Origin of the sequence: Paenarthrobacter sp. NPDC092416 (genome assembly GCF_044755025.1) — a bacterium.
Lineage (GTDB): Bacteria > Actinomycetota > Actinomycetes > Actinomycetales > Micrococcaceae > Arthrobacter.
In genome coordinates this window covers 479842-501281 of record NZ_JBIVQG010000002.1, presented here as the reverse complement: position 1 = coordinate 501281, position 21440 = coordinate 479842, and the positions used below count along the sequence as shown (strand labels likewise).

Genomic DNA, 21440 nt, shown 5'->3' with positions numbered 1-21440 from the left:
CTGGGGACCGGGAACAACGGGGATGCGGGTTCGGAACCTGCCGACGATCCGCCACGCCACCGGGGCGGCATGGAAAAAGTAGATGCGGTTGTGGTCGGATCCGGCTTCGGCGGCTCGGTGGCCGCCCTTCGCTTGGCCGAGGCAGGGCAGTCCGTGGTGTTGATGGAGCGGGGCAAACCCTACCCGCCGGGCAGCTTCGCCCGTTCCCCGGCAGAGATGGGCAGAAACTTCTGGGATCCGGACCGCGGCTTGTACGGTCTGTTTGATGCTTGGACTTTCCGCGGCACGGAGGGCCTGGTGTCCAGCGGCCTGGGCGGCGGCTCCCTCATCTACGCCAATGTGCTGCTCCGCAAAGACGAAAAGTGGTTCGTCAACGAGTCCCCCATTCCCGGTGGCGGCTACGAGAATTGGCCCTTCACGCGCGCTGACCTCGATCCGTACTATGACGCCGCAGAGTCCATGCTCAAACCGGTCCCCTACCCCTACAGGGACACTCCCAAGACTCAAGCCATGGAGGACACAGCCGCAACGCTGGGCCTGCACATCAGCCGCCCGCCGATCGCCGTGACGTTCTCCACGGAGCCCGATAAGGAGCCCCAAACCAACCGGCCGTTGCCTCTGCCCAGCTACGGCAGCATCCACGGTCCCACCACGGTTCGGACCACGTGCACGCTCAGCGGCGAGTGCGATATCGGCTGCAACGCGGGCGCCAAGAACACCCTGGACCACAACTACATTTCCGCAGCAGCGGCGAAAGGTGCCGATGTCCGGACGTTCCATGATGTCCGCGGTATCAGGCCCCTGGACGGCGGAGGCTACGAGGTCCGCTACGTCGTCCACGATCCCCGCAACCCTGGAGCCCTCCTCACCGAACGCTTCATCCACTGCCGCCGGCTCCTCCTTGGCGCGGGCACCTTCGGCACCAACTTCCTCCTGCTCCGCAACCGCGGCTCGCTCCCTGCGCTCAGTGACGCCCTGGGCACCCGCTTCAGCGGCAACGGCGATCTCCTGACCTTCATCATGGGAGCCAAGACTCCCGCCGCCAACGGCAACCGCCCGGGCGTGCGAACCCTGACCGGTAGCCGCGGTCCCGTCATCACCACTGCGATCAGGGTGCCCGATTCAAACGACGACGACGGCGACGGCCGCGGCTACTACGTGGAGGACGCCGGGTATCCAGCGTTCATGAACTGGCTCATCGAAACCGCCCAGCTCGGCACCACGGTCAAACGCACGGCCAGGGTTGCGGGCCAGTTGTTGAAGGACAGGCTCTTCGAGTCCGGCCGCTCCAACGTGTCGGCAGACCTGGCTGCTGCCCTGGGCGATGGCCGGCTCTCCACCAGTTCTGTCCCGCTGTTGGGCATGGGGCGTGACATTCCCGACGGCGTCATGTCCCTTCACGACGGCAGGCTCGCCATCGCCTGGACCATGGCAACGTCAACCGAATACTTCGGCCGCGTCCGCGAAACGATGGCCGCGATCGCCCGCGACCTCGACGGCGACTTCGTAGACAATCCGCTGTGGTGGGCAAAACGGGTCATAACGGTCCACCCGATCGGCGGTGCCCCCTCGGGCAGGCACCCAGGCGAAGCGGTGTGCGATTCCCATGGCGAGGTGTTCGGTTACCCCGGCCTGTACGTCGTGGACGGAGCGGCAATGCCAGGGCCCGTGGGCGCCAACCCCTCTCTGACCATTGCGGCCTTCGCGGAACGCACGTGCGCGCACATTCTGGACGTCGCCGGCCAAGGGGAACACAGGGGAATTACCCCCGCCGACGCTGCAGGTCCCGGCGACTTCGCTGGCGCCGTCGTCGACGTCGGCGCTGCGGCTCCCCGAGCCCTGGCACCGGACGCCACCAAGGGCAAGGGCGCACAGGAGGAAGAGCCTGCGAGCGCGGTGACCGCAGAGAGTGCTACCGGGTCGCGGTCGCGTGGACTCGGGATTCCAACGGCGAAACCCAAGGATGCTACCTCGGTGCGGTTCACCGAGCAGATGCATGGCTGGTTCAGTCCCGGTGTCACCGATCCTGAGAAGGGCAGGAGCCTGGGCAGGGACCGGAGCCGGAAGATCATGTTCGAGCTGACGATTACCGCCGAAGACATCGACGCGTTCGTTGCCGATCCTGCCCACCCGGCCAAGGCTGAGGGCTACGTGCTGGCGGACTACTTCGGCGGACGGATGCCTGTGGAACGTGGCTGGTTCAACCTGTTCGTCGCCGATGAGTCCGCGGACGGCAGACCGGCGCGGCGCATGCTGTACCGGCTGTGGCTCCGAGACCCGGGCGGCACGCCGTTCACGTTCACCGGCCACAAACTCATCCACAACGAGGCGGGCTTGGACATCTGGCAGGACACCACCATCCTCTACGCGACCATCCTCCGCGGGCATGTGCCGCCACCGGAAACACTGCCGGAAGTCCTGCCGGAAACCCGGGAAATACCGGACCATTCCGAGAGTCAAGGTCACGGCGAAGAGCAGGGCATCGTTGGCGCCGGCATTCTGTACATCCGCCCGCTGGACTTCGCCAAGCAGCTGACCACGTTCAGGGCCGACGGACCAGCGCCCGTGGCAGGGTTGGCGGCCTTCATGAAGCTCTTCGCGGGCGAGCTGTTGCAGGTTTACGGCCGGGCCTTGAAACGTGTCCCTTTCCCGCTCCGTACTCCACGCCGGCCAGGGCGATGAAGAGCTGGGAGCTCGCGAAACACCGCGCTGTCCTGGGGTTCACTCCCCAGGCAGCGGTCCGTTGGCTCTCTCCCATGTCGCTGGCCCGTACCGCACTGAAGGTCATGGCTGCCACCGTGTTCGCCGACTTCGGCGACAAACGTGAACTGGAAGGAAGCTTCCCCGCCGACCCCTTGGACCTGGACAAGCTCCCAGTCCCCGGCCAACCCGCGCAACCACCGGTCAGCAGCCGCGGCTTGCCCTCGCCAAAGGAAACAGGCCGGCCCTCGCCAGAGGAAGCAGCGGACCGTGGGGCCCGCGCTGAACACGAGGAGCGTGAAGCACGCGCAGCTGACAATCCGGCAGCCACAGACATGTGGCTCGATTTCGCCGCTGACCTGGGCGATGGCTTCGACGCAACGTATTCCGTCGCGTTGTTCCTGGCCCAAGACAAGCTGACCGTCGAAGGCCACGAACTCCCCCGCGGCCGGGTCCTGGTCCTTGGCGGTGACGAGGTGTACCCCGTGGCTTCCCCTGCCGCGTACGAGAACCGGATGGCGGGACCATACCGGACGGCCCTGCCCGCGTTGCGGGGCCCACTCAACGCGCTAAACGCCACGAATAGCGCGCAAAGCAGGCCCCACAACGAGACGCCCATCATGCTGGCCCTCCCCGGCAACCATGACTGGTACGACGGCCTGACCTCGTTCATCCGCTTGTTCACCCGGCAACGGAGCATCGGCAGGTGGCGGACCATCCAATCACGCAGCTACTTCGCGGTCCGGCTCACAGGCGAATCCCCGGCACCGGGCCGGCGCGGAACGCCGGGCTGGTGGCTCCTGGGCCTGGACAGCCAACTGGGTCAGTACATCGACGAACCCCAACTGGACTACTTCTACCGGAACGTCACCCTGCAGCTGCAGCCCGGGGACGCGATCATGCTGTGCGTCGCAGCCCCGTTCTGGGTTGACGCCTCGGAGCCCGGAGTCAATGAGTTCCGGCAGGTCAACTTCTTCGAACAGGACTACCTGCGCCGCCGCTTCAACCCTGAAACCGGCCTGTTCGAGAGTACGGGCGCCAGTGTCCGGCTATGGCTCACTGGCGATCTCCACCACTACTCCCGCTACGAACAGCGAGCGCCCGGCGAAGCCGAGAACCTCCCACCGGATCCGTCCAGAACCCAAATGATCACGTGCGGCCTGGGCGGCGCCTACCTCTCGGACGCGCACTGGCTACCGGAGCACCTCGTCCTCCCGGCACCGGCGGCCAGCCCCGGAGAATCGGCGAGCATACCGGACGTGCAGGACGTTCCCACGGGCCGGCGCTTCATCCGCATGCCCACCATCTATCCGGGCCAGGCAGACTCCCAGCGTCTCGGCCCACGGCTGGCCAACCCGTTCTCCCAATATTGGCTGCCCATCCGCAATCCCGGTTTCGGGCTATCGCTGGGCATCGCACACGTGGTGGCTGCCTTGACCATCTGGACGGTTTTCAGCGCCTTCCGCGGCGAGTCGTTCGTGGACAGCCTCCGCGGCCTGACCCACGGAAACACCCTGCTGCTCATCGTGATCTTGGTCGTTTCGGTGCCGTTCCTGCTCGCAGTGACGGCGTTGCTTGCACGCTGGCTCGATCTCGCGACGTCCGGGATCGTGGTCTTTGCCCGTGGCGCCCTGTACCAGCTGTCCGCGCTCGCAGTGAGTGCCGCCGTCGTGATCCTGATTCCCTGGCCGGATGGCTGGCCGCATTTCGTGATCGTCTTGCTGGCACTCGCACTGATGCATGTGGGCGGCTGGGCGCTGGGCAGCGAGACTTTCGCCCTGTACATCCTGGCTACACCCACCGGCGAGGTGTCCTCGTGGAAAATGTCCGGGCAGTCAATCGAGGACCACAAGGGCTTCCTCCGTCTCCACCTCGCCCTGGACGGCAGCGTCACCGTCTACCCGCTCATGCTGGACACCGTTTGCCGCGATTGGAAACTGGCGACGAACGACGACGGCGCGCGGCTGGTTCCGTCGTCCGGATTGCCGGCGGTGCGGCTGCTTGAAGAACCCATCACCATCGCACGGAAAGGCACCTCATCATGATCATCACCCGTGCCGAGCACAGGACCGAGGTCATTCCGTTCCGTGCCCGGGACAACACACCGCTGAGCCTGGTCCATGTCACGTCCCCGGCTGAGGTCACCAAGGGGCCTGTGATGCTGGTCCACGGATCCGGCGTCCGGGCGGAGCTGTTCAGGCCACCGGTCCGGACCACCATCGTCGATGTACTCCTGGAAGACGGCTGGGATGTGTGGATGCTCAATTGGCGGGCGTCCATAGACCTCGACCCCCTTTCCTGGACGCTCGCCGACGCCGCCGTGTACGACCATCCTGCCGCCGTCGAGCATGTCCTGAACGCCACCGGCGCGGACACGATGAAAGCCGTCATCCACTGCCAGGGATCCACGTCGTTCACCATGTCCGCCGTGGCTGGGCTGTTGCCTCAAGTAGACACGATCGTGTCCAACGCCGTTTCCCTGCATCCGGTGGTCCCGGCGTTCTCGCGGCTGAAGATCGATTACCTGACCCCGGTGGTCAAGGTCTTCACGCCGCACCTGTCGCCGTCGTGGGGCTACAAGTCCCAGGGCTACTTCACCCGGGCCATCCGCGGCCTGGTGAAGGCCACCCACCATGAATGCGATAACACCGTCTGCAAAATGGTCAGCTTCACCTACGGCAGCGGGCGCCCGGCCCTCTGGTCCCATGAAAACCTCGACGACGCCACGCACCAATGGCTCAGCGGCGAGTTCGCCGAAGTGCCGGTGACATTCTTCGAGGAGATGGGCCGCAGCATCAAGGCCGGGCACATGGTCGCAGCGGGAAACCACCCCGAACTGCCGGACAACTTTGTGGCTCAGGCACCCCAGACCGATGCCCGGTTCGCCTTCATCGCCGGCGTGGACAATCTGTGCTTCCTGCCCGAAAGCCAGCAACGCACCTTCGAGTTCTTCCAAAAGCACCGACCCGGCAAGGACTCGCTCCATCTCATCCCCGGCTACGGCCACTTGGACGTCTTCTTTGGCGACCACGCGTGGCAGGACACTTTCCCGGTCATCGTCCAGGAACTCAACGGAATCCAGGAAACAAGCAGAGTCCAGCAACCCAGCAGAGTCCAGGAGCAGAAGTCATGAAAACCCTTACCGAACTGGTCACCCCTTTGCTCAAGCTCATCCCCTCACCCGTACCACGCAGGCAGGAGCGGCTCCGCGGACAGCACGCCTTCGCCGACGGGATCAAATACGTCATGCCGGTCAATTCCGATGACTCCCCAGTACTGATGGCGGCCTTCCCCATCAACAAAAGGGCAGCGGCAGCAGCCCTTCCAGGCTCAGAGATGCGGCCGTTCAGCCTGGGCGGCAAGGGTCTGCTGGTGGTCACAGTGGTCAACTACAAATCCACGGACATCGGGAAGTACATCGAATACTCGCTGGCCATCGCCATCACCCACGGCAGCCGGCCCACCCCGCCCATCCTGCCGCTGATCTTCCAAAAGACCTTCAAATTGGGCCAGTTCGTGGTGGACCTGCCCGTCAGCTCGGAGATTTCCGTCAAAGGTGGCAAGGGAATCTGGGGCATGCCCAAGCACCAGGCCAACCTCGACTTTGTGGTGACGGACTCGACTGTTTCCGCCCAGTACGACAAAGACGGCCAGTTGGGCTGCTACATCGAAATCGAACGGCCCGACCCCCTCGGGTTGCCGCTAAAACTGGCCGCGTCCAACTACTGCGTCTTCCGGAACATGCTCTGGAAATCGGACATCTACTTCGAAGCCACCGGGGACATCGCCCTGGGCGCCCAAGCCAAGGCGCGGCTTATCCTCGGTGACGCGCCCGGCGTCGAGCCCTTGAAGAACCTGCAGGTTGAGAGCAAGCCGGTGTTCACCGCCTGGCTGCCACAAGCCCACGGCGTCCTGGACGACCACTACGAAGCCTGGTTCCTCACGGCCCCCACCCAGCTCGAGGCCGTGGCCCTTCGCGGCGGCGACATGATGGACAGCGTCGTCAACCTGGGCCAAGGGCAGGAGTGGCTGGCTCCCCCGGACCGCAGCAGGATCCCCGGCCCCGGCACCGTTCCGCGAACCACTCCAGGAGGTGCCCAATGAACTGGCTCCTGCTCATCAACGCCCTCTACTTCCTCTTCGGCGCCACCATGTACGTGGGCACCATGTGGGTCCTGAAATGGTTCCTCTACCCCACGTGGCGTTCGCTGGCCCGCGACAACGTGGACATGCATTTCGGCATCCCCACGCGCGCAGCCACCAAGTTCTTCACCATCGTGGTCCCCATCATGTTCATCTCCGGTGGCATCCTGGTCTGGTCCGAGTGGGGCACCATCCGCGTCATTCCGGCCATCATCTGCCTCGTGGGGATCATCGTGCTGACATGGGTGGGGCAAGGCATCATCATCCCCATCAACGTCCGGATCCGTGGCGGCGACTTCGCTGACGACGCCGAACTCCGCTCCCTGCTGCAGCGGTGGATGATGCTCAACGACATCCGCTTCTACGTGTCCACGCTGACATGGGCCGCCATCGTCTGGCTGCTCGTGGACCGCGGCCGGCTGTTGGAGTCCTTCGCGTGACCGCGCACCAGCACGCAGGATCCCGGAAACCACACCCTCCCGGGACTGTGGCCTGGGCGGCTGCCGACCCCTTGAGGGCGGTCCTGGCCGTGATCGCCATCATCACCGTGCTCACCGGCGCCATCCAGGTTCCCTTCGGCGGCAGCGTCCTCCACATCATAGGGACGGAATCCACTCCCGAAACCCGGCAACTCTTCGGCACCGTGGGAATGTTCATGGTGGTGGTGGGTGGGCTGCTCCTGCACACCCTCCTTAACGCTGTGCCCTCGCCCGAGGTTGTCCTCTGGTCCGGTGTGCAGAAAACCGGGGCGTTCGGTGCCGTCGGGATCGGGGTACTGAACGGTGTCTTCGCCCCCGTTGCACTGCTGGTCGCCTTCTTCGACCTCGCGACGGCGGTACTACTCTTCATCTATTGGCGCCGGATCAGCGGAGCGCAGGTCAGCGCAGGCCTCGGCACATGAAACGCTCCTTGGTCCTCGCCGGCGGCGGGATGCGCGTGGCCTGGCAAGCCGGCGTCGTCCGGGCACTGGCAGAAGAGGGCATGGAATTCCACCACATCGATGGCACCTCCGGCGGCATCCTCACCGCCGGCATGCTGCTCTCCGGCATCCCCCCGGAGGAGATGTGTGCCCGTTGGTCGGGCGTGGACGTCAAGGATTTCGGCTCAGCCCTGCCGTTTGGCGACTACCTCAAGGGGCCGTGGTCCCTCCCTGCCATTGGCGACGCCGACGGCATCCTGGACAAAGTCTTCCCGGCCTTGGGAATCAATGACGCCACCATCCGTGCCCGCGCAGCGGAACCAGGCGCCGTCGAGGGCTCCTTCAACGTAGTGGAGTTCACCGAGAAGCGGTGCCACGCAATCGACGCAACCGGTATCGACGCCGCGCTCATGGCCGCCGGGATGTCGCTGCCCATCTTCCTGACACCGCTGCGTCGTGAAGGGAAGATCTGGACCGATGCCGTGTGGATACGCGACGCGAACGTCGGCGAAGCCCTGCGACGAGGCGCCGATGAAGTGTGGCTCATCTGGTGCATCGGCAACGCGCCGTACTGGGGAGACGGTCCCTTGGAGCAATACGTGCACATGATCGAAATGAGCGCCATGGGAGCCCTGCTTGCGGACTTCGAGACCGCAAAGGCCGCAGGACGCGATTTTGTGCTGCATGTGGTGCGCCCCGAACATCCACTGCCGTTGGATCCCGAGTTCTACTTGGGCAGGATCGACGCCGACACCCTCATCGGCATGGGTTACCGGGATGCCCGCGCCTACCTTGACGCCATGACGCCCACCGGGCTCGCCAAGGACGCCGCCTGCACGGCGATGACCGAGCCCGCTGCCGGAGTCCGCTTCAACGACACCTTACGCGGCGAACTGGACGGCACACCGCTCACGTTCAAGGCCACCGTAGTGCTGCCCACCACACCCGCTGAATCAGCCCCGCAGTTCACCGGCTATGTGGAGCACGCCCGTTTCGGGGGCCGCGTGTTCCTGGGGGACGGCCGGGTGGAGGCGGCCGGTGATAACGTCACCTACCGTGCGCGGGCAAGGCTCGACGGCGAGTGGCGGGACCTGGCGGTGACCCGCACCCTGCACGATGACCCAGGGCCGGACGCGTGGTCCGATTCGCGGCGGGCGCAGCTGGACGTGGACGGACTATCGGCCGACCTGACCCTCAGCGTCGCAGACACAGCCGCGCTGCTTGGCTCCATTGAACCCGTGGGTGCACACGGGTTCGTGGATCGTGCTTCGGCGGTGGCCGGCTTCGCTGCGAACGGTTTTCGGGAGCTGCTGCGCCGGTACTGAACCGCCCCCTCCGAGCCGGCCATCCGGCGTCGACCTCACCATGACCGGCCACGAGTGTGATCCACGTTATTACCGGCGGGTAAACGCCACGCTACGGATCTACAAAAGATGGCAACAGCGGGGAAACACCCACGAAAAACCGGACATCTACGCTGATGATCAACAGCACCAAACAGGTCGTACCAGCGAAAGGGCCAACCATGTCCGCCACCCCGTCCGCAACTTCCCTCCACATCGTCATCGCCGGCGCAGGACCCGCGGCCCAGGCTTTGGTGCGGCGACTGGCGGGCAAGAGCGACCCCCGGCAGCGCCCCTTCAACGGCACCATCACTGTGCTCAGCAACCGTGACGAATGCCCCGATGCCCTCCTGGCGCTCGCAGAACTCCCGCAGGTTTCCGTCCGCTTCGGACAGGCCGCCAGCTTCATCGATTCCGATGCGAAGATCGTGACCACGGTGGATGGCATGGAGTTCGCCTACGACCAACTGGTCATCGCCACCGGATCGGCACCCGCCCTCCCGCCGGTCACCGGCGCCTCCCGCGGCCTCAACTACTCCACCATCGACGACGCCGGAGCCATTGGCGAAGCCGTCAAGGACGTCACCCGGATCGTCGGCCGGCGCCCTCTCGGCATCCTCGTCGGCACAGGACCCGCTGCCGGCCAGGCCGAAGCCGTGTTGCGTGCCCGCGGTGTCCGCCCGGTCCGCACCACCTTGCGCCCCGCCGCCGTCGTCGCGTCCATCGCCGGTTCTGCACTGCCCGCCACTGGCATCCTCTTCGAGGACGGCAGCAGCATGAACGGTGATCTGGTGGTGTTGGCTGAGGAACGGACGGCCCGCAACGAACTCGCCGAGAGCGCTGGCCTCATGACAGCCCACGACGGCGGCATTGCAGTGGGGCGCGACCTCGCCACCTCTGTGCCGGGCATCTGGGCAATCGGCGATGCCGCGTCATGCGACGGACTCCGCTTGGGCCTGCTGCTCTCGGCGGAGTCCTCGGCGATGCTGTGCGCATCAGGGCTTCTCCTGGGTACCATGGGCGGCTCGCTGGGGAAGGCACGCGAGGCCCAAGTGGCCGCCTAAGCAAGCGGGATAGGGTGTGGCAAGATGGTCCTTTGACGGGCAGTGACAACCTTGCGGCCACCGGGCCGGCCACGCCCGGCACGGAAGGATCCCATGAGCAACGAAGCCGGCATCGCCTCGTATATAGACCACACCCTCTTGAAGCCCGAGGCCAGCGAGGCCGAGGTCTTGAAGGTCTGCGCCGAGGCGGTCGAGTACAAGTTCAAGTCCGTCTGCGTCAATCCGATCTGGGTGAAGACAGTGACCAAGGCCCTCAAGGGTTCGGGCGTCCTGACCTGCTCGGTGATCGGTTTCCCGCTCGGCGCCACCCCCAGCGACGTCAAGGCCTTCGAAGCCCGCGGTGCTGTGCTGGACGGCGCCGATGAAATCGATATGGTCATCAACATGGCCGCGGCCCGCGCCAACGATAAGGGTGCCCTGGTGGACGACATCACCGCCGTCGCCGAGGCAGTACACGCCGGTGGCGCCATCCTGAAGGTCATCATTGAGACGTCCATGTTGAACGACGAACAAAAAGTCATTGCATGCGAAGCCTCCGTCGCAGCAGGAGCGGACTTCGTGAAGACCTCCACCGGATTCAACGGCGGCGGAGCCACTGTTGAAGATGTGGCCTTGATGCGCAAGACCGTGGGCCCGGAGCTAGGCGTCAAAGCCTCCGGCGGAGTGCGGTCCCTGGCCGATGCACAGGCTATGATTGCTGCTGGTGCAACACGTATCGGAGCGAGTTCCGGAATTGCGATCGTCAAGGGTGAACAGGGTTCATCAGCCTACTAAGGCTTCCGCAACCGCCAGAGATTTTTGAGCCCTGCGGGGCCGAGGAGGAATGAATGTCCAAGAACGCAACAAGTGCCCCGATTGAAAAAGAGAACAACCTCGGCGTCTCCATCGTCCTGTTTGTCATCATGATGGTCCTGTTCTTGGGCGCCATTTACTCGCTGTCCTTCCTGAGCCTTGGGAACCCTTGGCCGATGGCCGTCTGCCTGGGCCTCTTTGCCCTGGCCTTCTGGATCCCGCAGACCATCTTCGGCCGCTCGGACTCGGCTGGCGAAAGCTAAACCTCTTTTAGACTGCAACGCGGGGTCACTTACAGCCCATTCCTCAGGGATTGACGGGCCGTAAGTGACCCCGCGTTGTTTGTCTTAAAGGGCGACCGTTTGTCAGCAGACCGTCCACATGCAGGAGAGCGACGTGGGTGAAACCGGGTCGGCAGAAACCGAACCATGGCCCCACGCGTGGTCGTTGGCCGGGTCCGCCCCAGCCTTACTTGCCCACATCACTCCGGTCCACACCACCGGACCATCCGGAGCAGCAGCCCCGTTGGTGGCCGGCTGCGTTTCCTTGGCTGTGCGGAACCAGGCGTCCCGGAGCGTCTTGCCCTGGCGCGCATATTTGACCAGGTCGCGGCCCTCGGTCTCGTTGTCGAAAGTAATGGCGCCATAGCCCATCAGTAAGTGCAGGCCGTCGAAGGCTCCATCCCAGCGCGAAAGGACATTGCCGCCCCCGGGCGAAAGGATGCTGTCCTGCAAGGGGCCGCAGGCGGCAATGGTCACCCATTCGAGGTCATTCTGTCCCCAGAGGTCACCGGGATTGGCTGGCCCGGCTCCCACTTCGCTGAAGTTCAGGCTGCCGTCGTCCGGGTTGGCCAGAACCCACCCGTTCATGGACGCGTGGCCCGTGTAGAACACGAAATCGGCCGCATCAACCCAAGTGTCATCGTTGCGACGCCAGTCGCTTTCGAAGGCATTGGCATCGCCCCAGTTGAAATTGACGTTCCAGCCTGCGGACTGCCAGCCGTCAACAAATCCCTTGGCGTTGTTCTTGCTGCCGTTCAGCCCACCGCTCACTCCTATCCAGGACGTGCCGGCTTCGAACGGGTTCGCAGCACGGGCCTCGGCGGAAATCCTCTCCCCGGTGGAGGGGGACGTGTATCCGCGGCGCTGGCGGGGACTCTCGTCGCCCCCGCCGGAACCCGGTTTGGAGGCGGGCGGGCGCGGGCGCTCCGGCGCCGGAATGACGGGTTTGGGTCCGAATTCCGTGGCCGGCAATGTGGACATGCGCAGCGGAACCTTCTGGCCATCCACGATCGCAGTTCCCCCGAGGACGTGCACCGGGTACAGAACTTCCTGGGCCTCCGCTGCCGGCGCGGAGTAGTACGCCAGGTAGGAGACCACGGATTCAACCTTCAGCCCTGCGGCATCAAGGGATTTCCGGTAGGACTCTTCTGCTTCATCCCTGGAGATGGTGCGGGAAACGAAAGCATCGGTCAGGTCCCTCCAGACGCCGTGGAAGCCGATGATGTCGCCGCCGTCGCCGAGCGCAAGAGTGAAGTCACCGCCGCCGCCCACAACAGGCAGCCCCTCGACATGCACGGGGAAGATGAACTGGCGGTCAAGTTCCCGGTCTTCGCGCTCCTTGCCGTTCACGGTCGCTAGCCGGGTCCCCCCGACCACGACGTCACCCCAGGAGGCGGGGCCACCCAATGCGGGCAGGAGCCCGGAGTTTGCAGCGAAGTCCTTCGCAAACGAGCTGGCCTTGTCCAGATCCGGAAGGACCGGCCTGAGGTGGGGGTTGAAGAGCCGGGTGTTGTCGGCTGCCCAGATGCCGCCGCTGGGGCGGGCGAGTTCCACCACGTGCGTGGGCGATTCCAGGATGAGGGCATCCTGGTTCTCGCTCAGCTTGAAGTCCGCGATCCGGAACAGCACTTCTGCGGCGTGCAGGAGATCGCGGGTTTCCGGCTGTTTGACGGCAGCGCGGAAGATGGGGAGTTCAGATTTTTCAGGCATGGCGATGTCCTCTAAAGACGATCTAATTTAATTGCCTGGCGGAACCTCAGCCAGGCCCCAGAATTAATCCAGATGATGTAATAATCCGCCTGGGGCTTGCCTCTGTCAATGCTTTTCCGGTAGTTCGCAGGGCAGCCATGCTACAGCCCGGCGAGCACTCCCAAAGAGGAAACCACCCGCGGCCAATGCTGCTGCGCGAGCGCCCAGGCCGCGGCCCCCATGCCCACCATCGCATACCCGCTCACGGGGATGAGCACCAACCATTCCCGGCGGGAACCGGCTTTGCCGAGCAGCGGCACGGAAAAAGCACCGTTGGCTTTCCAGATTCCACTGATCAGCGATTTCCGCAGGAATTTCGGTGGTTTGATGACGATCGGCCACAACAGGGGTACGCCGCCCACGGTGATCATGTCGCCCACGATGTGCACAACAACGCCCGTCAGCATGGACAACGGTAACCAGCCCCACTGATCCGGCGCGAACCACGTCACCAGGCCCGCCATAACCAGCGCGAAAAGCCAGTTGGTGATCCAGCCGGACTTCGGGAACAGGTTCAGTGCTTTGGCCGCGAGGTTGATCATGAACATGCACAGGAGCCCGGCGCCAACGGACAGCTTTCCAACGGGGGTCACCATCTGGAATTGCGCCGCCATGGCTGCGAGCACCACGAACGCCGAGGCTCCCAGCAGCGAGTGCGTCCCCTGCCGGTGACCGCCACTGGCCTTCTCGATACCCACGGCAATCGCGTTGGACAGCGGAGGCAGCGAGTTCGCGATCGTGCTGTGCCGGTGGTCCCAGTCGCAGACCAAGGCGGTGCCCGCCGTCGCCATGGCTCCAATGAGGATTCCCGTGGAATCCAACGGATACCAACCCAAGGCGTACGGGCCGGTCGAGGCAATAGCTATCCACGCCGCGGCACCAGACGCGGCGTGGTGTCCTCCCATCATTCGGTTAGCCTGCCTTCACGGGGATGTCGGTAAAGATTGCGGAAATCACGTTGTTGGCCCATTCCAGGATCTCGGCGTCCTGAAGGTCCCGGCCGCCGATCCTGGCGGTCTTGGGCTTGGGGATCAAGACGGCGTCCAACGCGGGCTTGGCCTGCGAACCCGGGTACATGCGATTCAGTCGCATGGTCTTGGATTCGGGCAGTTGCGCCGGCGAGAAGCGGATGAAGTTTCCTTGGAGTGCGACGTCGGACAGGCCGGCTTCGCGGGCCCCCACCCGGAAGCGGGCCACCGAGATCAGGTTTTGGGCCGGCAGCGGCGGCTCACCATAACGGTCCACGAGTTCAGCCAGGACCTCGTCGATGGCTTCGTAGGTGATGGCGGCAGCCAGTTTGCGGTAGGCCTCCAGGCGCAGCCTCTCGCCCGGCACGTAATCGTGCGGCAAGTGGGCGTTGACCGGGAGCTCGATCTTCATCTCGGCGGCCTTTTCCTCGGCCTCGCCACGGTACTCGGCCACGGCTTCGCCTACCAGGCGGATGTAGAGGTCGAAGCCGACACCCTGGATGTGTCCGGACTGTTCACCACCCAACAGGTTTCCGGCGCCACGGATTTCGAGGTCCTTCATAGCCAATTGCATGCCGGCGCCGAGCTCGTTGTGCGCCGCAACTGCCTTGAGCCGCTCCAACGCCACCTCGCCCAAGGGCTTCTCCGAGGGGTAGAGGAAGTAGGCGTAGGCACGTTCGCGGCCGCGGCCAACACGGCCTCGGAGCTGGTGCAGCTGGGAGAGGCCGTACTTGTCTGCGCCGTCCACAATCAGCGTGTTGGCGTTGGAAATGTCCAAGCCCGTCTCGATGATAGTGGTGCAGACGAGCACGTCGAAGCGCTTCTCCCAGAAGTCCACAATGATCTTCTCAAGGCGGCTCTCGGACATCTGGCCGTGGGCTACCTCCACGCGGGCTTCGGGGACGAGCTCGCGGATCTGGGCGGCGATGCGTTCAATCGAGGACACCCGGTTGTGCACGAAGAACACCTGGCCCTCGCGCATGAGTTCGCGGCGAATGGCCGCCGAGGTCTGCTTGTTCGTGTAGGGACCCACATACGTCAGCACAGGGTGCCGCTCTTCGGGCGGTGTGGCCAGGGTGGAGGTTTCCCGGATGCCGGTCAGCGACATTTCCAAGGTTCGCGGAATCGGCGTGGCACTCATGGCCAGCACGTCCACATTGGTGCGCATTTTCTTGAGCGCTTCCTTGTGTTCCACACCGAAGCGCTGCTCTTCATCCACAATCACCAGGCCCAGGTCCTTGAACTCGAAGTCCTTGGACAAGAGGCGGTGCGTGCCAATCACGACGTCCACGGCACCACTCTTGACGCCCTCCGCGGTTTCCTTGGCTTCCTTGGTGCTCTGGAAACGGGACAGCGGTTTGACGCGCAGCGGGAACCCGGAGAAACGCTCCGTAAAGGTCTCATAATGCTGCTGGGCAAGGAGCGTGGTGGGGACCAGCACCGCTACCTGCTTGCCGTCCTGGACAGCCTTGAAGGCAGCACGGACCGCGATCTCGGTTTTGCCGTAGCCCACGTCGCCGGACACGAGCCGGTCCATGGGGATCTCGCGCTCCATGTCCGCCTTGACCTCGTTGATGGTGGTCAGCTGGTCGGGCGTCTCCACATACGGGAAAGCTTCCTCGAGTTCACGCTGCCACGGAGTGTCCGGGGCGAAGGCGTGGCCTCTGGATGCCATCCGGGCAGAGTAGAGCCTGATCAGCTCACCGGCGATTTCCTTGACGGCTTTGCGGGCCTTGGATTTGGTGCTGGCCCAGTCCGCGCCACCCATCTTGCTCAGTACGGGCGTGTCCCCGCCTACGTAGCGGGTGACCTGGTCCAACTGATCCGTCGGGACGAACAACCGATCCCCCGGAGCACCGCGCTTGGACGCTGCGTACTCCAAGACCAAGTACTCGCGCAGGCCCGCATCGGATGACGACGTTCCGGCCACCTTGCGCTGGATGAGCTCCACAAACCGACCGATGCCGTGCTGCTCGTGCACCACGTGATCTCCTGCGTGCAACTGCAGCGGGTCCACGGCGTTGCGCCGTTTGGACGGCATGCGCCGCATGTCTTTGGTGGAACTTGCAGTGGCCCTGCCCAGCAGATCGGCCTCGGTCAGAAGGCCCAGTTTGAGACTGTCCAGGACAAAACCGCGTCCGACGGCGGCGGTGGTCACCTCGATGATGCCGGACTGGGGATCCTTGTCCAGGGAGTCCACGCGGGCGCACGGGATGTCGGCGTCGTGGAACAGCTCCGCCAGGCGCTGGGCGGGACCGGGGCCATCTGTTACCACCACGATCCGCCACTGATCACGCACATGGGAACCGATGAACTCCAGCATTTCGGCAACGTCGCCCTGATAGCCCCGGGGCTCGCGGGCGCGGAGGTTAAGGACATCGATGTCCAGGACCAAGTCCTCGTCCGTGGCAAGCGAAGTGATGGACCACCAGGACACACCGTGATCCAGCGCGGACGTGCGGGTGTCGGTCAGGGAGCGGAAGCTTGCTGCATGCAGGTCCGTCGATGCACGCGACAACAGATCAAGGGGCGCCGCACCGCCGTCGGACGCTGTTGACCAAGCAGCTTCCAGGAACTCTTCGTTGGTGGCAGCGAGGTCGTGGGCACGCGTCCGCACCTTCTCGGGCTCGATCACTACGCTGAGCGAGCCCGCCGGGAGTTGGTCCACGAACGGAACCATGGCATCCACCAGCACCGGCGCCAAGGACTCCATGCCCTCCACTGCGATGCCGCCGGCGATCTTCTCCAGCATGTCCGCGGCAGCCGGCATGTCCGCTTTGAGCTTGGCCGCGCGTGACATCACGGACGGTGTGATGAGGATTTCGCGGCAGGGAGGTGCGTGGAGTTCCGTGGGGTGGTGGATTCCCGGGGCGGACAGTGAGCGCTGGTCGGCGACGGCGAACCAGCGCATCTGGTCGACCTCGTCGCCGAAGAATTCAACGCGGACAGGGTGGTCTTCCGTGGGCGGGAAGACGTCCAGGATGCCGCCCCGGACTGCGAATTCGCCGCGGTGCGTGACCATGTCCACGCGGGCATATGCGGCATCCGCGAGGGCACGGACCACGTCGGTGAAGGGCTTTTCCTGCCCTACTTTCAACGTCACCGGAACCAGATCGCCCAAGCCGGCCACGATCGGCTGGACCACGGCGCGAACCGGAGCTACCACCACCCGCAACGGGGCCGACGTCGAGCTTTCCGGGTGTGCCAGCCGTCGGAGGACCGACAGCCGGCGTCCCACGGTGTCAGAACGCGGCGACAACCGTTCGTGCGGGAGGGTTTCCCAGCTCGGGAAGGTGGCCACGGAGTCGGCGGGCAGGTAGGAGGCGAGCGCCGCAGTGAGGTCCTCGGCTTCGCGGCCAGTGGCAGTCACTGCCAACACCACCGCACCGGATTCCTGGGCGGCAAGGCCGTCGGCCATTTCAGCCAGCAGCACGGCCCGCATTCCGGTGGGCGCACTGATCTGGTAGTCAGTGCTCCGACCATCAAAGGGCCGTTGTGCCTCCGTTCGGACGCGCGCGAAAGTCTTGTCCTCCGCCAGTGCGCGGCGCAGACCGTTGAGGCTCATGGCTGAAACTCCTAGGGTGGGTCCAAGGGCAGGCAACACAAATGCCCGGAAATTCGAAAGAATGCCGGGTCGTTCCAGCCTACCCCTCCCTCCAGCCCGAGGAGTTACCCTTTGCAGCCATCAGAAGACACGCAGTCGAAGACGGTGCTGGTCACCGGCGCCACCGGATACATCGGTGGCCGCCTCGTCCCGCGGCTCCTCGAAGCGGGCCATCGGGTCAAGGTCCTGGTCCGTTCGCCACAGAAAATCGCCGATGTTCCATGGCATGACCAGGTTGAGATCGTCCAAGACAGTTTGTCGGATGCCGGCAGCCTGGAGGGCTCACTGAAGGACGTAGACGTCCTCTATTATCTGGTCCACTCCATGGCGTCGGGACGTGGTTTCGAAGCCAAGGAAGAGTCCATGGCAAGGCTCGTCGCGGAGGCTGCCTCGGCCGCCGGCGTCCAGAGGATCGTCTATCTGGGCGGCTTGCACCCGGACAACACCGAACTCTCCACGCACATGCGTTCCCGCGAAACCGTGGGCCGTGTGTTCCTCGAATCGGCCGTGGATTCCATCGTGTTCCAGGCCGGGGTGGTCATCGGTTCAGGGTCAGCATCGTTTGAGATGATCCGGCACTTGGCCGACACCCTTCCTGTGATGCCCGCGCCCAGCTGGGTCAAGAACCGGATCGAGGCCATCGCCGTCCGGGACGTGCTGCACTACCTGGTGGCTGCGGCTGCGCTGCCAGGAACCATCAACCGGTCCTTCGATATCGGCTCCCGTGATGTCCTGAAATACAGGGACATGATGAACGAGTATGCCGTGGAGCGCGGGCTTCCGCGGCGGCTGGTGATCGCGCTTCCCGTTCCCGCGCCCAAGCTCGCCGGTTTGTGGGTGGCCTTGGTGACGCCCATTCCGCTGTCCATGTCTTTCCCTTTGGTGCAGTCGCTGCAGCACGACGCAGTGTCGCGGGAGCACGACGTCGACCATGTCATTCCCCAGCCAGACGGCGGTCTGACGCCCTACCGCCGCGCCGTTGCGTTGGCGCTGGGCAAAGAACGCGACGGCCAGGTGGAGACCACATGGGCCAACGCAGGCGTGGATGCCGATCCCCTGCCCAGCGACCCCGATTGGGCTGGGTACAAGGTGTATGTGGACGAGCGGACCTTCCACAGCGATGCCCGGCCCGACTACGTGTGGACCATCATCGAAGGGATCGGCGGCAAGAACGGCTGGTACTCCCTGCCGCTGGCGTGGCGCGTCCGCGGCTGGCTGGACAAGCTCACCGGTGGTGCCGGGCTCCTGAGGGGGCGCCGTCACCCCAAGAAGCTGGGCAGCGGCGAGGTGGTCGACTGGTGGCGCGTGGAAGCGATCGACCGCGGCAGGTTGTTGCGGCTCCGGGCCGAGATGCGGGCGCCGGGACGGGCGTGGCTTGAGTTGGCGGTAGAACCCGACGGCGACGGGAGCCTGTACAAGCAGCGCGCCATCTTCTTCCCGCGGGGTTTGGGCGGCAGACTCTATTGGCTGGGCGTGTACCCGTTCCACGGCATCATTTTCCCCTCCATGGCACGGAATATCTCCGCCGCCGCTATCGCGTTGCAAGAGTCCGCCAGCCAAGAATCCGCCGCGCGTCAACCTTCCGTTAATGAAGCCGGTTCCGGGGTGGCCAAAGACACCCCGTAGGATGTTGGGAGCTAAAACAGCTTCACTACCACCACATCCACGGAGGACCCATGGCCCTGAGTGCATCCACCACCCTGCCGCACAGCGTCGACCGCGTAGCGGCCGTATTTGTTGACGAAGAGTTCCTGCGTCACACCAGCGAACTGGTGGGCGGCTCCTTGGAATCGTTCACGATCGACGGCGACACCGCCGGCGAGTTCAGCACCACGACGGTCCGCACCCTGCCCACCACCCGCCTTCCGGACATCGCCCGCAAGTTCGTCGGCGAGAGCCTGACGGTTACGCAGACTGAACTGTGGGAAGCCCCGGCTGCCGACGGTTCACGCGCCAGCAAAATCGCGCTGAAGGTTTCCGGTGCTCCGCTCGACGTCACGGCTGTCCAGCGCCTCGTGGCCGATGGCGGCAACACCCGGATCGAACTTGAGGGCACCGTTTCCTCCTCGGTTCCGTTCCTGGGCGGTAAGATCGCCGATGCCGCTGAGCCCATGGTGGGCAAGGCACTGAACATCCAGTCCCAGCAGGCGCAGGCCTGGCTCGAAAGCCACTAGCAAATGGACATTCCCGCAATCCTTGCCTGGGTGCTGATCGTGGCCGGAGTTTGGTCCCTGGCCGTGTGGCCGCAGTTCCTCAAGCGCGTCATGAAAGACCCCCGCGCACGCGACGCTGCAGGCAAGGCGACCAAGTTCCTGACCGTCCACGTTGTTCTGGTCACCATCTCCATGGTGCTGGGCCTCGCGACGGCGGCAATAGGGGTTGCGGGGCTGTTCGCCTAGCGTTTGTCCCACCCAACTGGGTCGCAGTAGTGCGCGTTTTGAGCCCTCATAACGCGCTCTACTGCGACCTAGTTGGGTAGACTGGGCTTTGGTGTGCCGGGAAGTCTGGTCGGCGATTTCTTCGTGATGCCTACCCGCTGATCGACCGCCCACCGACAAGGAGCCCCTGTGGCCACCCCACCACCAGCCACCACAAACGTCTTCTCCCGCTCAAGCTACCCCGAGTACCGCCGCGTCCTCTCGATTCTCCGCACGGAGACTGTGGGCGGCGCGCTCCTCCTGGCAGCCACGGTAATCGCCCTTATCTGGGCGAACTCCCCCGCCGCCGACGGCTACTTCGCCCTCCGCGACGTCAAGATCGGCTATGAACCGTGGCACCTGGAGCTAAGCCTGGGCCACTGGGCGTCCGACGGTTTGCTGGCTGTCTTCTTCTTCCTCGCAGGCCTTGAACTCAAGCGCGAATTCGTCGCCGGAGAACTGCGCAAACCCGCAAAAGCGATCGTTCCTGTGGCAGCGGCTGTTGGCGGTGTCGTGGTTCCCGCGTTGATCTATGTTCTCTTCAACCTGGGTTCCGGCGCGGAAACGCTCCGCGGCTGGGCTATCCCCACCGCCACGGACATTGCCTTCGCCCTCGCCGTCCTGGCCGTCATCAACACCCATCTCCCGGCCGCCCTGAGGACGTTCCTGCTGACCCTCGCCGTGGTGGACGACCTCATCGCCATCGGCATCATCGCATTCTTCTACTCCACTGGCATCCAGCCGCTCATGCTGCTCGCCGCGTTGATCCCGCTGGGCCTCTTCACATTCCTCGTCCAAAAGCGGATCCGCAGCTGGTATCTCCTGCTCCCCCTCGCCCTTGCTACCTGGGGATTCGTGCACTCCTCCGGAATCCATGCCACGGTGGCCGGGGTCCTTCTGGGCTTTGCCGTGCCGGTCTTCGCCAGCGGCAAGAAGGGCGAGCCTGCAAAAGGTCTCGCTGAGCACTTCGAACACCGTCTGCGTCCGTTCTCCGCCGGATTCGCTGTCCCGGTCTTCGCATTCTTCTCCGCCGGAGTGGCCTTGGGCGGATTCGGCGGCATGGGTGCCGCGCTCAGCGACCCCGTGGCTGTCGGCATTGTGGCGGCTCTGGTGGTGGGCAAGGCGATCGGTGTTTTCGGCACCACATTTCTGGTTACCAAGACCACCCGGGCCAGTTTGGACTCAAGCATCGCTTGGATCGACCTCTTCGGCCTCGCCCTCCTGGCCGGCATTGGCTTCACGGTCTCGTTGCTGATCGGGGAGCTTGGCTTCGGCACGGGTTCCGCGCACAACGACCACGCCAAGGTGGCTATCCTGGCAGGTTCCCTGATCGCGGCGCTGCTGGCCGCCGTCGTGCTCAGGGCGCGCAACCGGCGGTACCGCCAGGTGCAGGCAGACGAAGAACGGGACGACGACGGCGACGGCGTACCTGACGTCTTCGCCCGCGCCTAAGCTGCTGC

General features: G+C 64.6%; 17 protein-coding genes. 14 read left to right on the top strand and 3 right to left on the bottom strand.

Annotated features, from left to right (window positions below; translation table 11 throughout):
* The first annotated feature begins 69 nt into the window (after positions 1 to 69).
* The 10 genes from ACIQC5_RS06445 (at position 70) to ACIQC5_RS06400 (ending at position 11224) form a co-directional block, all read left to right on the top strand.
* A complete protein-coding gene (locus tag ACIQC5_RS06445) occupies positions 70 to 2682 on the top strand; it encodes a GMC oxidoreductase (protein ID WP_400279632.1) in 2613 nt (870 codons plus the stop codon).
* Positions 2679 to 4745 (top strand): hypothetical protein, encoded by a 2067-nt coding sequence (locus ACIQC5_RS06440; RefSeq protein ID WP_400279629.1) that lies wholly within the window; start codon positions 2679 to 2681, stop codon positions 4743 to 4745. Before ACIQC5_RS06445 ends, ACIQC5_RS06440 begins: the two co-directional genes overlap by 4 nt.
* Positions 4742 to 5833: an esterase gene (locus ACIQC5_RS06435; protein ID WP_400279626.1), complete on the top strand. Its 1092-nt coding sequence runs from the start codon at positions 4742 to 4744 to the stop codon at positions 5831 to 5833. Before ACIQC5_RS06440 ends, ACIQC5_RS06435 begins: the two co-directional genes overlap by 4 nt.
* On the top strand, positions 5830 to 6804 hold the full coding sequence (locus tag ACIQC5_RS06430) for an acetoacetate decarboxylase family protein (protein ID WP_400279623.1): 975 nt from the start codon (positions 5830 to 5832) through the stop codon (positions 6802 to 6804). The genes ACIQC5_RS06435 and ACIQC5_RS06430 overlap by 4 nt, the downstream gene beginning before the upstream one ends.
* Positions 6801 to 7283, top strand: coding sequence for a hypothetical protein (locus ACIQC5_RS06425; RefSeq protein WP_400279621.1), 483 nt, complete (start codon positions 6801 to 6803; stop codon positions 7281 to 7283). Before ACIQC5_RS06430 ends, ACIQC5_RS06425 begins: the two co-directional genes overlap by 4 nt.
* Positions 7280 to 7744, top strand: a complete 465-nt coding sequence (locus ACIQC5_RS06420; protein ID WP_400279618.1) for a hypothetical protein — start codon at positions 7280 to 7282, stop codon at positions 7742 to 7744. The genes ACIQC5_RS06425 and ACIQC5_RS06420 overlap by 4 nt, the downstream gene beginning before the upstream one ends.
* The gene (locus tag ACIQC5_RS06415) at positions 7741 to 9087 is read left to right on the top strand and encodes a patatin-like phospholipase family protein (RefSeq protein WP_400279615.1); all 1347 of its coding nucleotides are present in this window, start codon (positions 7741 to 7743) and stop codon (positions 9085 to 9087) included. The genes ACIQC5_RS06420 and ACIQC5_RS06415 overlap by 4 nt, the downstream gene beginning before the upstream one ends.
* A 200-nt stretch (positions 9088 to 9287) precedes the next feature.
* Complete coding sequence (locus tag ACIQC5_RS06410; RefSeq protein WP_400279613.1) at positions 9288 to 10169, top strand: FAD-dependent oxidoreductase; 882 nt, start codon at positions 9288 to 9290, stop codon at positions 10167 to 10169.
* A 93-nt stretch (positions 10170 to 10262) separates the two neighbouring features.
* Positions 10263 to 10943 carry a deoxyribose-phosphate aldolase gene (gene deoC / locus ACIQC5_RS06405; RefSeq protein ID WP_400279610.1) on the top strand — a complete coding sequence of 227 codons (681 nt, stop codon included), beginning with the start codon at positions 10263 to 10265 and terminating at the stop codon, positions 10941 to 10943.
* 53 nt (positions 10944 to 10996) lie between these two features.
* Positions 10997 to 11224, top strand: a complete 228-nt coding sequence (locus tag ACIQC5_RS06400) for a hypothetical protein (protein ID WP_400279608.1) — start codon at positions 10997 to 10999, stop codon at positions 11222 to 11224.
* A gap of 102 nt (positions 11225 to 11326) precedes the next feature.
* Here ACIQC5_RS06400 and ACIQC5_RS06395 read toward each other — a convergent pair whose 3' ends face one another.
* From ACIQC5_RS06395 to mfd, 3 genes are all read right to left on the bottom strand, one after another.
* Positions 11327 to 12952 (bottom strand): DUF6345 domain-containing protein, encoded by a 1626-nt coding sequence (locus ACIQC5_RS06395; RefSeq protein ID WP_400279605.1) that lies wholly within the window; start codon positions 12950 to 12952, stop codon positions 11327 to 11329.
* 140 nt (positions 12953 to 13092) lie between these two features.
* Positions 13093 to 13899, bottom strand: a complete 807-nt coding sequence (locus ACIQC5_RS06390) for a metal-dependent hydrolase (RefSeq protein ID WP_400279602.1) — start codon at positions 13897 to 13899, stop codon at positions 13093 to 13095.
* A gap of 4 nt (positions 13900 to 13903) precedes the next feature.
* Positions 13904 to 17524, bottom strand: coding sequence for a transcription-repair coupling factor (mfd, locus tag ACIQC5_RS06385; protein ID WP_400279599.1), 3621 nt, complete (start codon positions 17522 to 17524; stop codon positions 13904 to 13906).
* Between the two features lie 111 nt (positions 17525 to 17635).
* Between mfd and ACIQC5_RS06380 the strand changes: the two genes are divergently transcribed.
* From ACIQC5_RS06380 to nhaA, 4 genes are all read left to right on the top strand, one after another.
* A complete protein-coding gene (locus ACIQC5_RS06380; RefSeq protein ID WP_400279597.1) occupies positions 17636 to 19189 on the top strand; it encodes an SDR family oxidoreductase in 1554 nt (517 codons plus the stop codon).
* 50 nt (positions 19190 to 19239) lie between these two features.
* Positions 19240 to 19737, top strand: coding sequence for a DUF2505 domain-containing protein (locus ACIQC5_RS06375; protein WP_400279594.1), 498 nt, complete (start codon positions 19240 to 19242; stop codon positions 19735 to 19737).
* Between the two features lie 3 nt (positions 19738 to 19740).
* The gene (locus ACIQC5_RS06370; protein WP_400279591.1) at positions 19741 to 19962 is read left to right on the top strand and encodes an SCO4848 family membrane protein; all 222 of its coding nucleotides are present in this window, start codon (positions 19741 to 19743) and stop codon (positions 19960 to 19962) included.
* Positions 19963 to 20130: 168 nt separating this feature from the next.
* Positions 20131 to 21432, top strand: coding sequence for a Na+/H+ antiporter NhaA (gene nhaA, locus ACIQC5_RS06365; RefSeq protein WP_400279588.1), 1302 nt, complete (start codon positions 20131 to 20133; stop codon positions 21430 to 21432).
* Positions 21433 to 21440 lie beyond the last annotated feature (8 nt).

Coding starts and splice junctions, on each gene's coding strand:
- ACIQC5_RS06445 (WP_400279632.1), top strand. CDS start 70: ATGGAAAAAGTAGATGCGGTTGTGGTCGGATCCGGCTTCGGCGGCTCG.
- ACIQC5_RS06440 (WP_400279629.1), top strand. CDS start 2,679: ATGAAGAGCTGGGAGCTCGCGAAACACCGCGCTGTCCTGGGGTTCACT.
- ACIQC5_RS06435 (WP_400279626.1), top strand. CDS start 4,742: ATGATCATCACCCGTGCCGAGCACAGGACCGAGGTCATTCCGTTCCGT.
- ACIQC5_RS06430 (WP_400279623.1), top strand. CDS start 5,830: ATGAAAACCCTTACCGAACTGGTCACCCCTTTGCTCAAGCTCATCCCC.
- ACIQC5_RS06425 (WP_400279621.1), top strand. CDS start 6,801: ATGAACTGGCTCCTGCTCATCAACGCCCTCTACTTCCTCTTCGGCGCC.
- ACIQC5_RS06415 (WP_400279615.1), top strand. CDS start 7,741: ATGAAACGCTCCTTGGTCCTCGCCGGCGGCGGGATGCGCGTGGCCTGG.
- ACIQC5_RS06410 (WP_400279613.1), top strand. CDS start 9,288: ATGTCCGCCACCCCGTCCGCAACTTCCCTCCACATCGTCATCGCCGGC.
- deoC (WP_400279610.1), top strand. CDS start 10,263: ATGAGCAACGAAGCCGGCATCGCCTCGTATATAGACCACACCCTCTTG.
- ACIQC5_RS06400 (WP_400279608.1), top strand. CDS start 10,997: ATGTCCAAGAACGCAACAAGTGCCCCGATTGAAAAAGAGAACAACCTC.
- ACIQC5_RS06395 (WP_400279605.1), bottom strand. CDS start 12,952: ATGCCTGAAAAATCTGAACTCCCCATCTTCCGCGCTGCCGTCAAACAG.
- ACIQC5_RS06390 (WP_400279602.1), bottom strand. CDS start 13,899: ATGATGGGAGGACACCACGCCGCGTCTGGTGCCGCGGCGTGGATAGCT.
- mfd (WP_400279599.1), bottom strand. CDS start 17,524: ATGAGCCTCAACGGTCTGCGCCGCGCACTGGCGGAGGACAAGACTTTC.
- ACIQC5_RS06375 (WP_400279594.1), top strand. CDS start 19,240: ATGGCCCTGAGTGCATCCACCACCCTGCCGCACAGCGTCGACCGCGTA.
- ACIQC5_RS06370 (WP_400279591.1), top strand. CDS start 19,741: ATGGACATTCCCGCAATCCTTGCCTGGGTGCTGATCGTGGCCGGAGTT.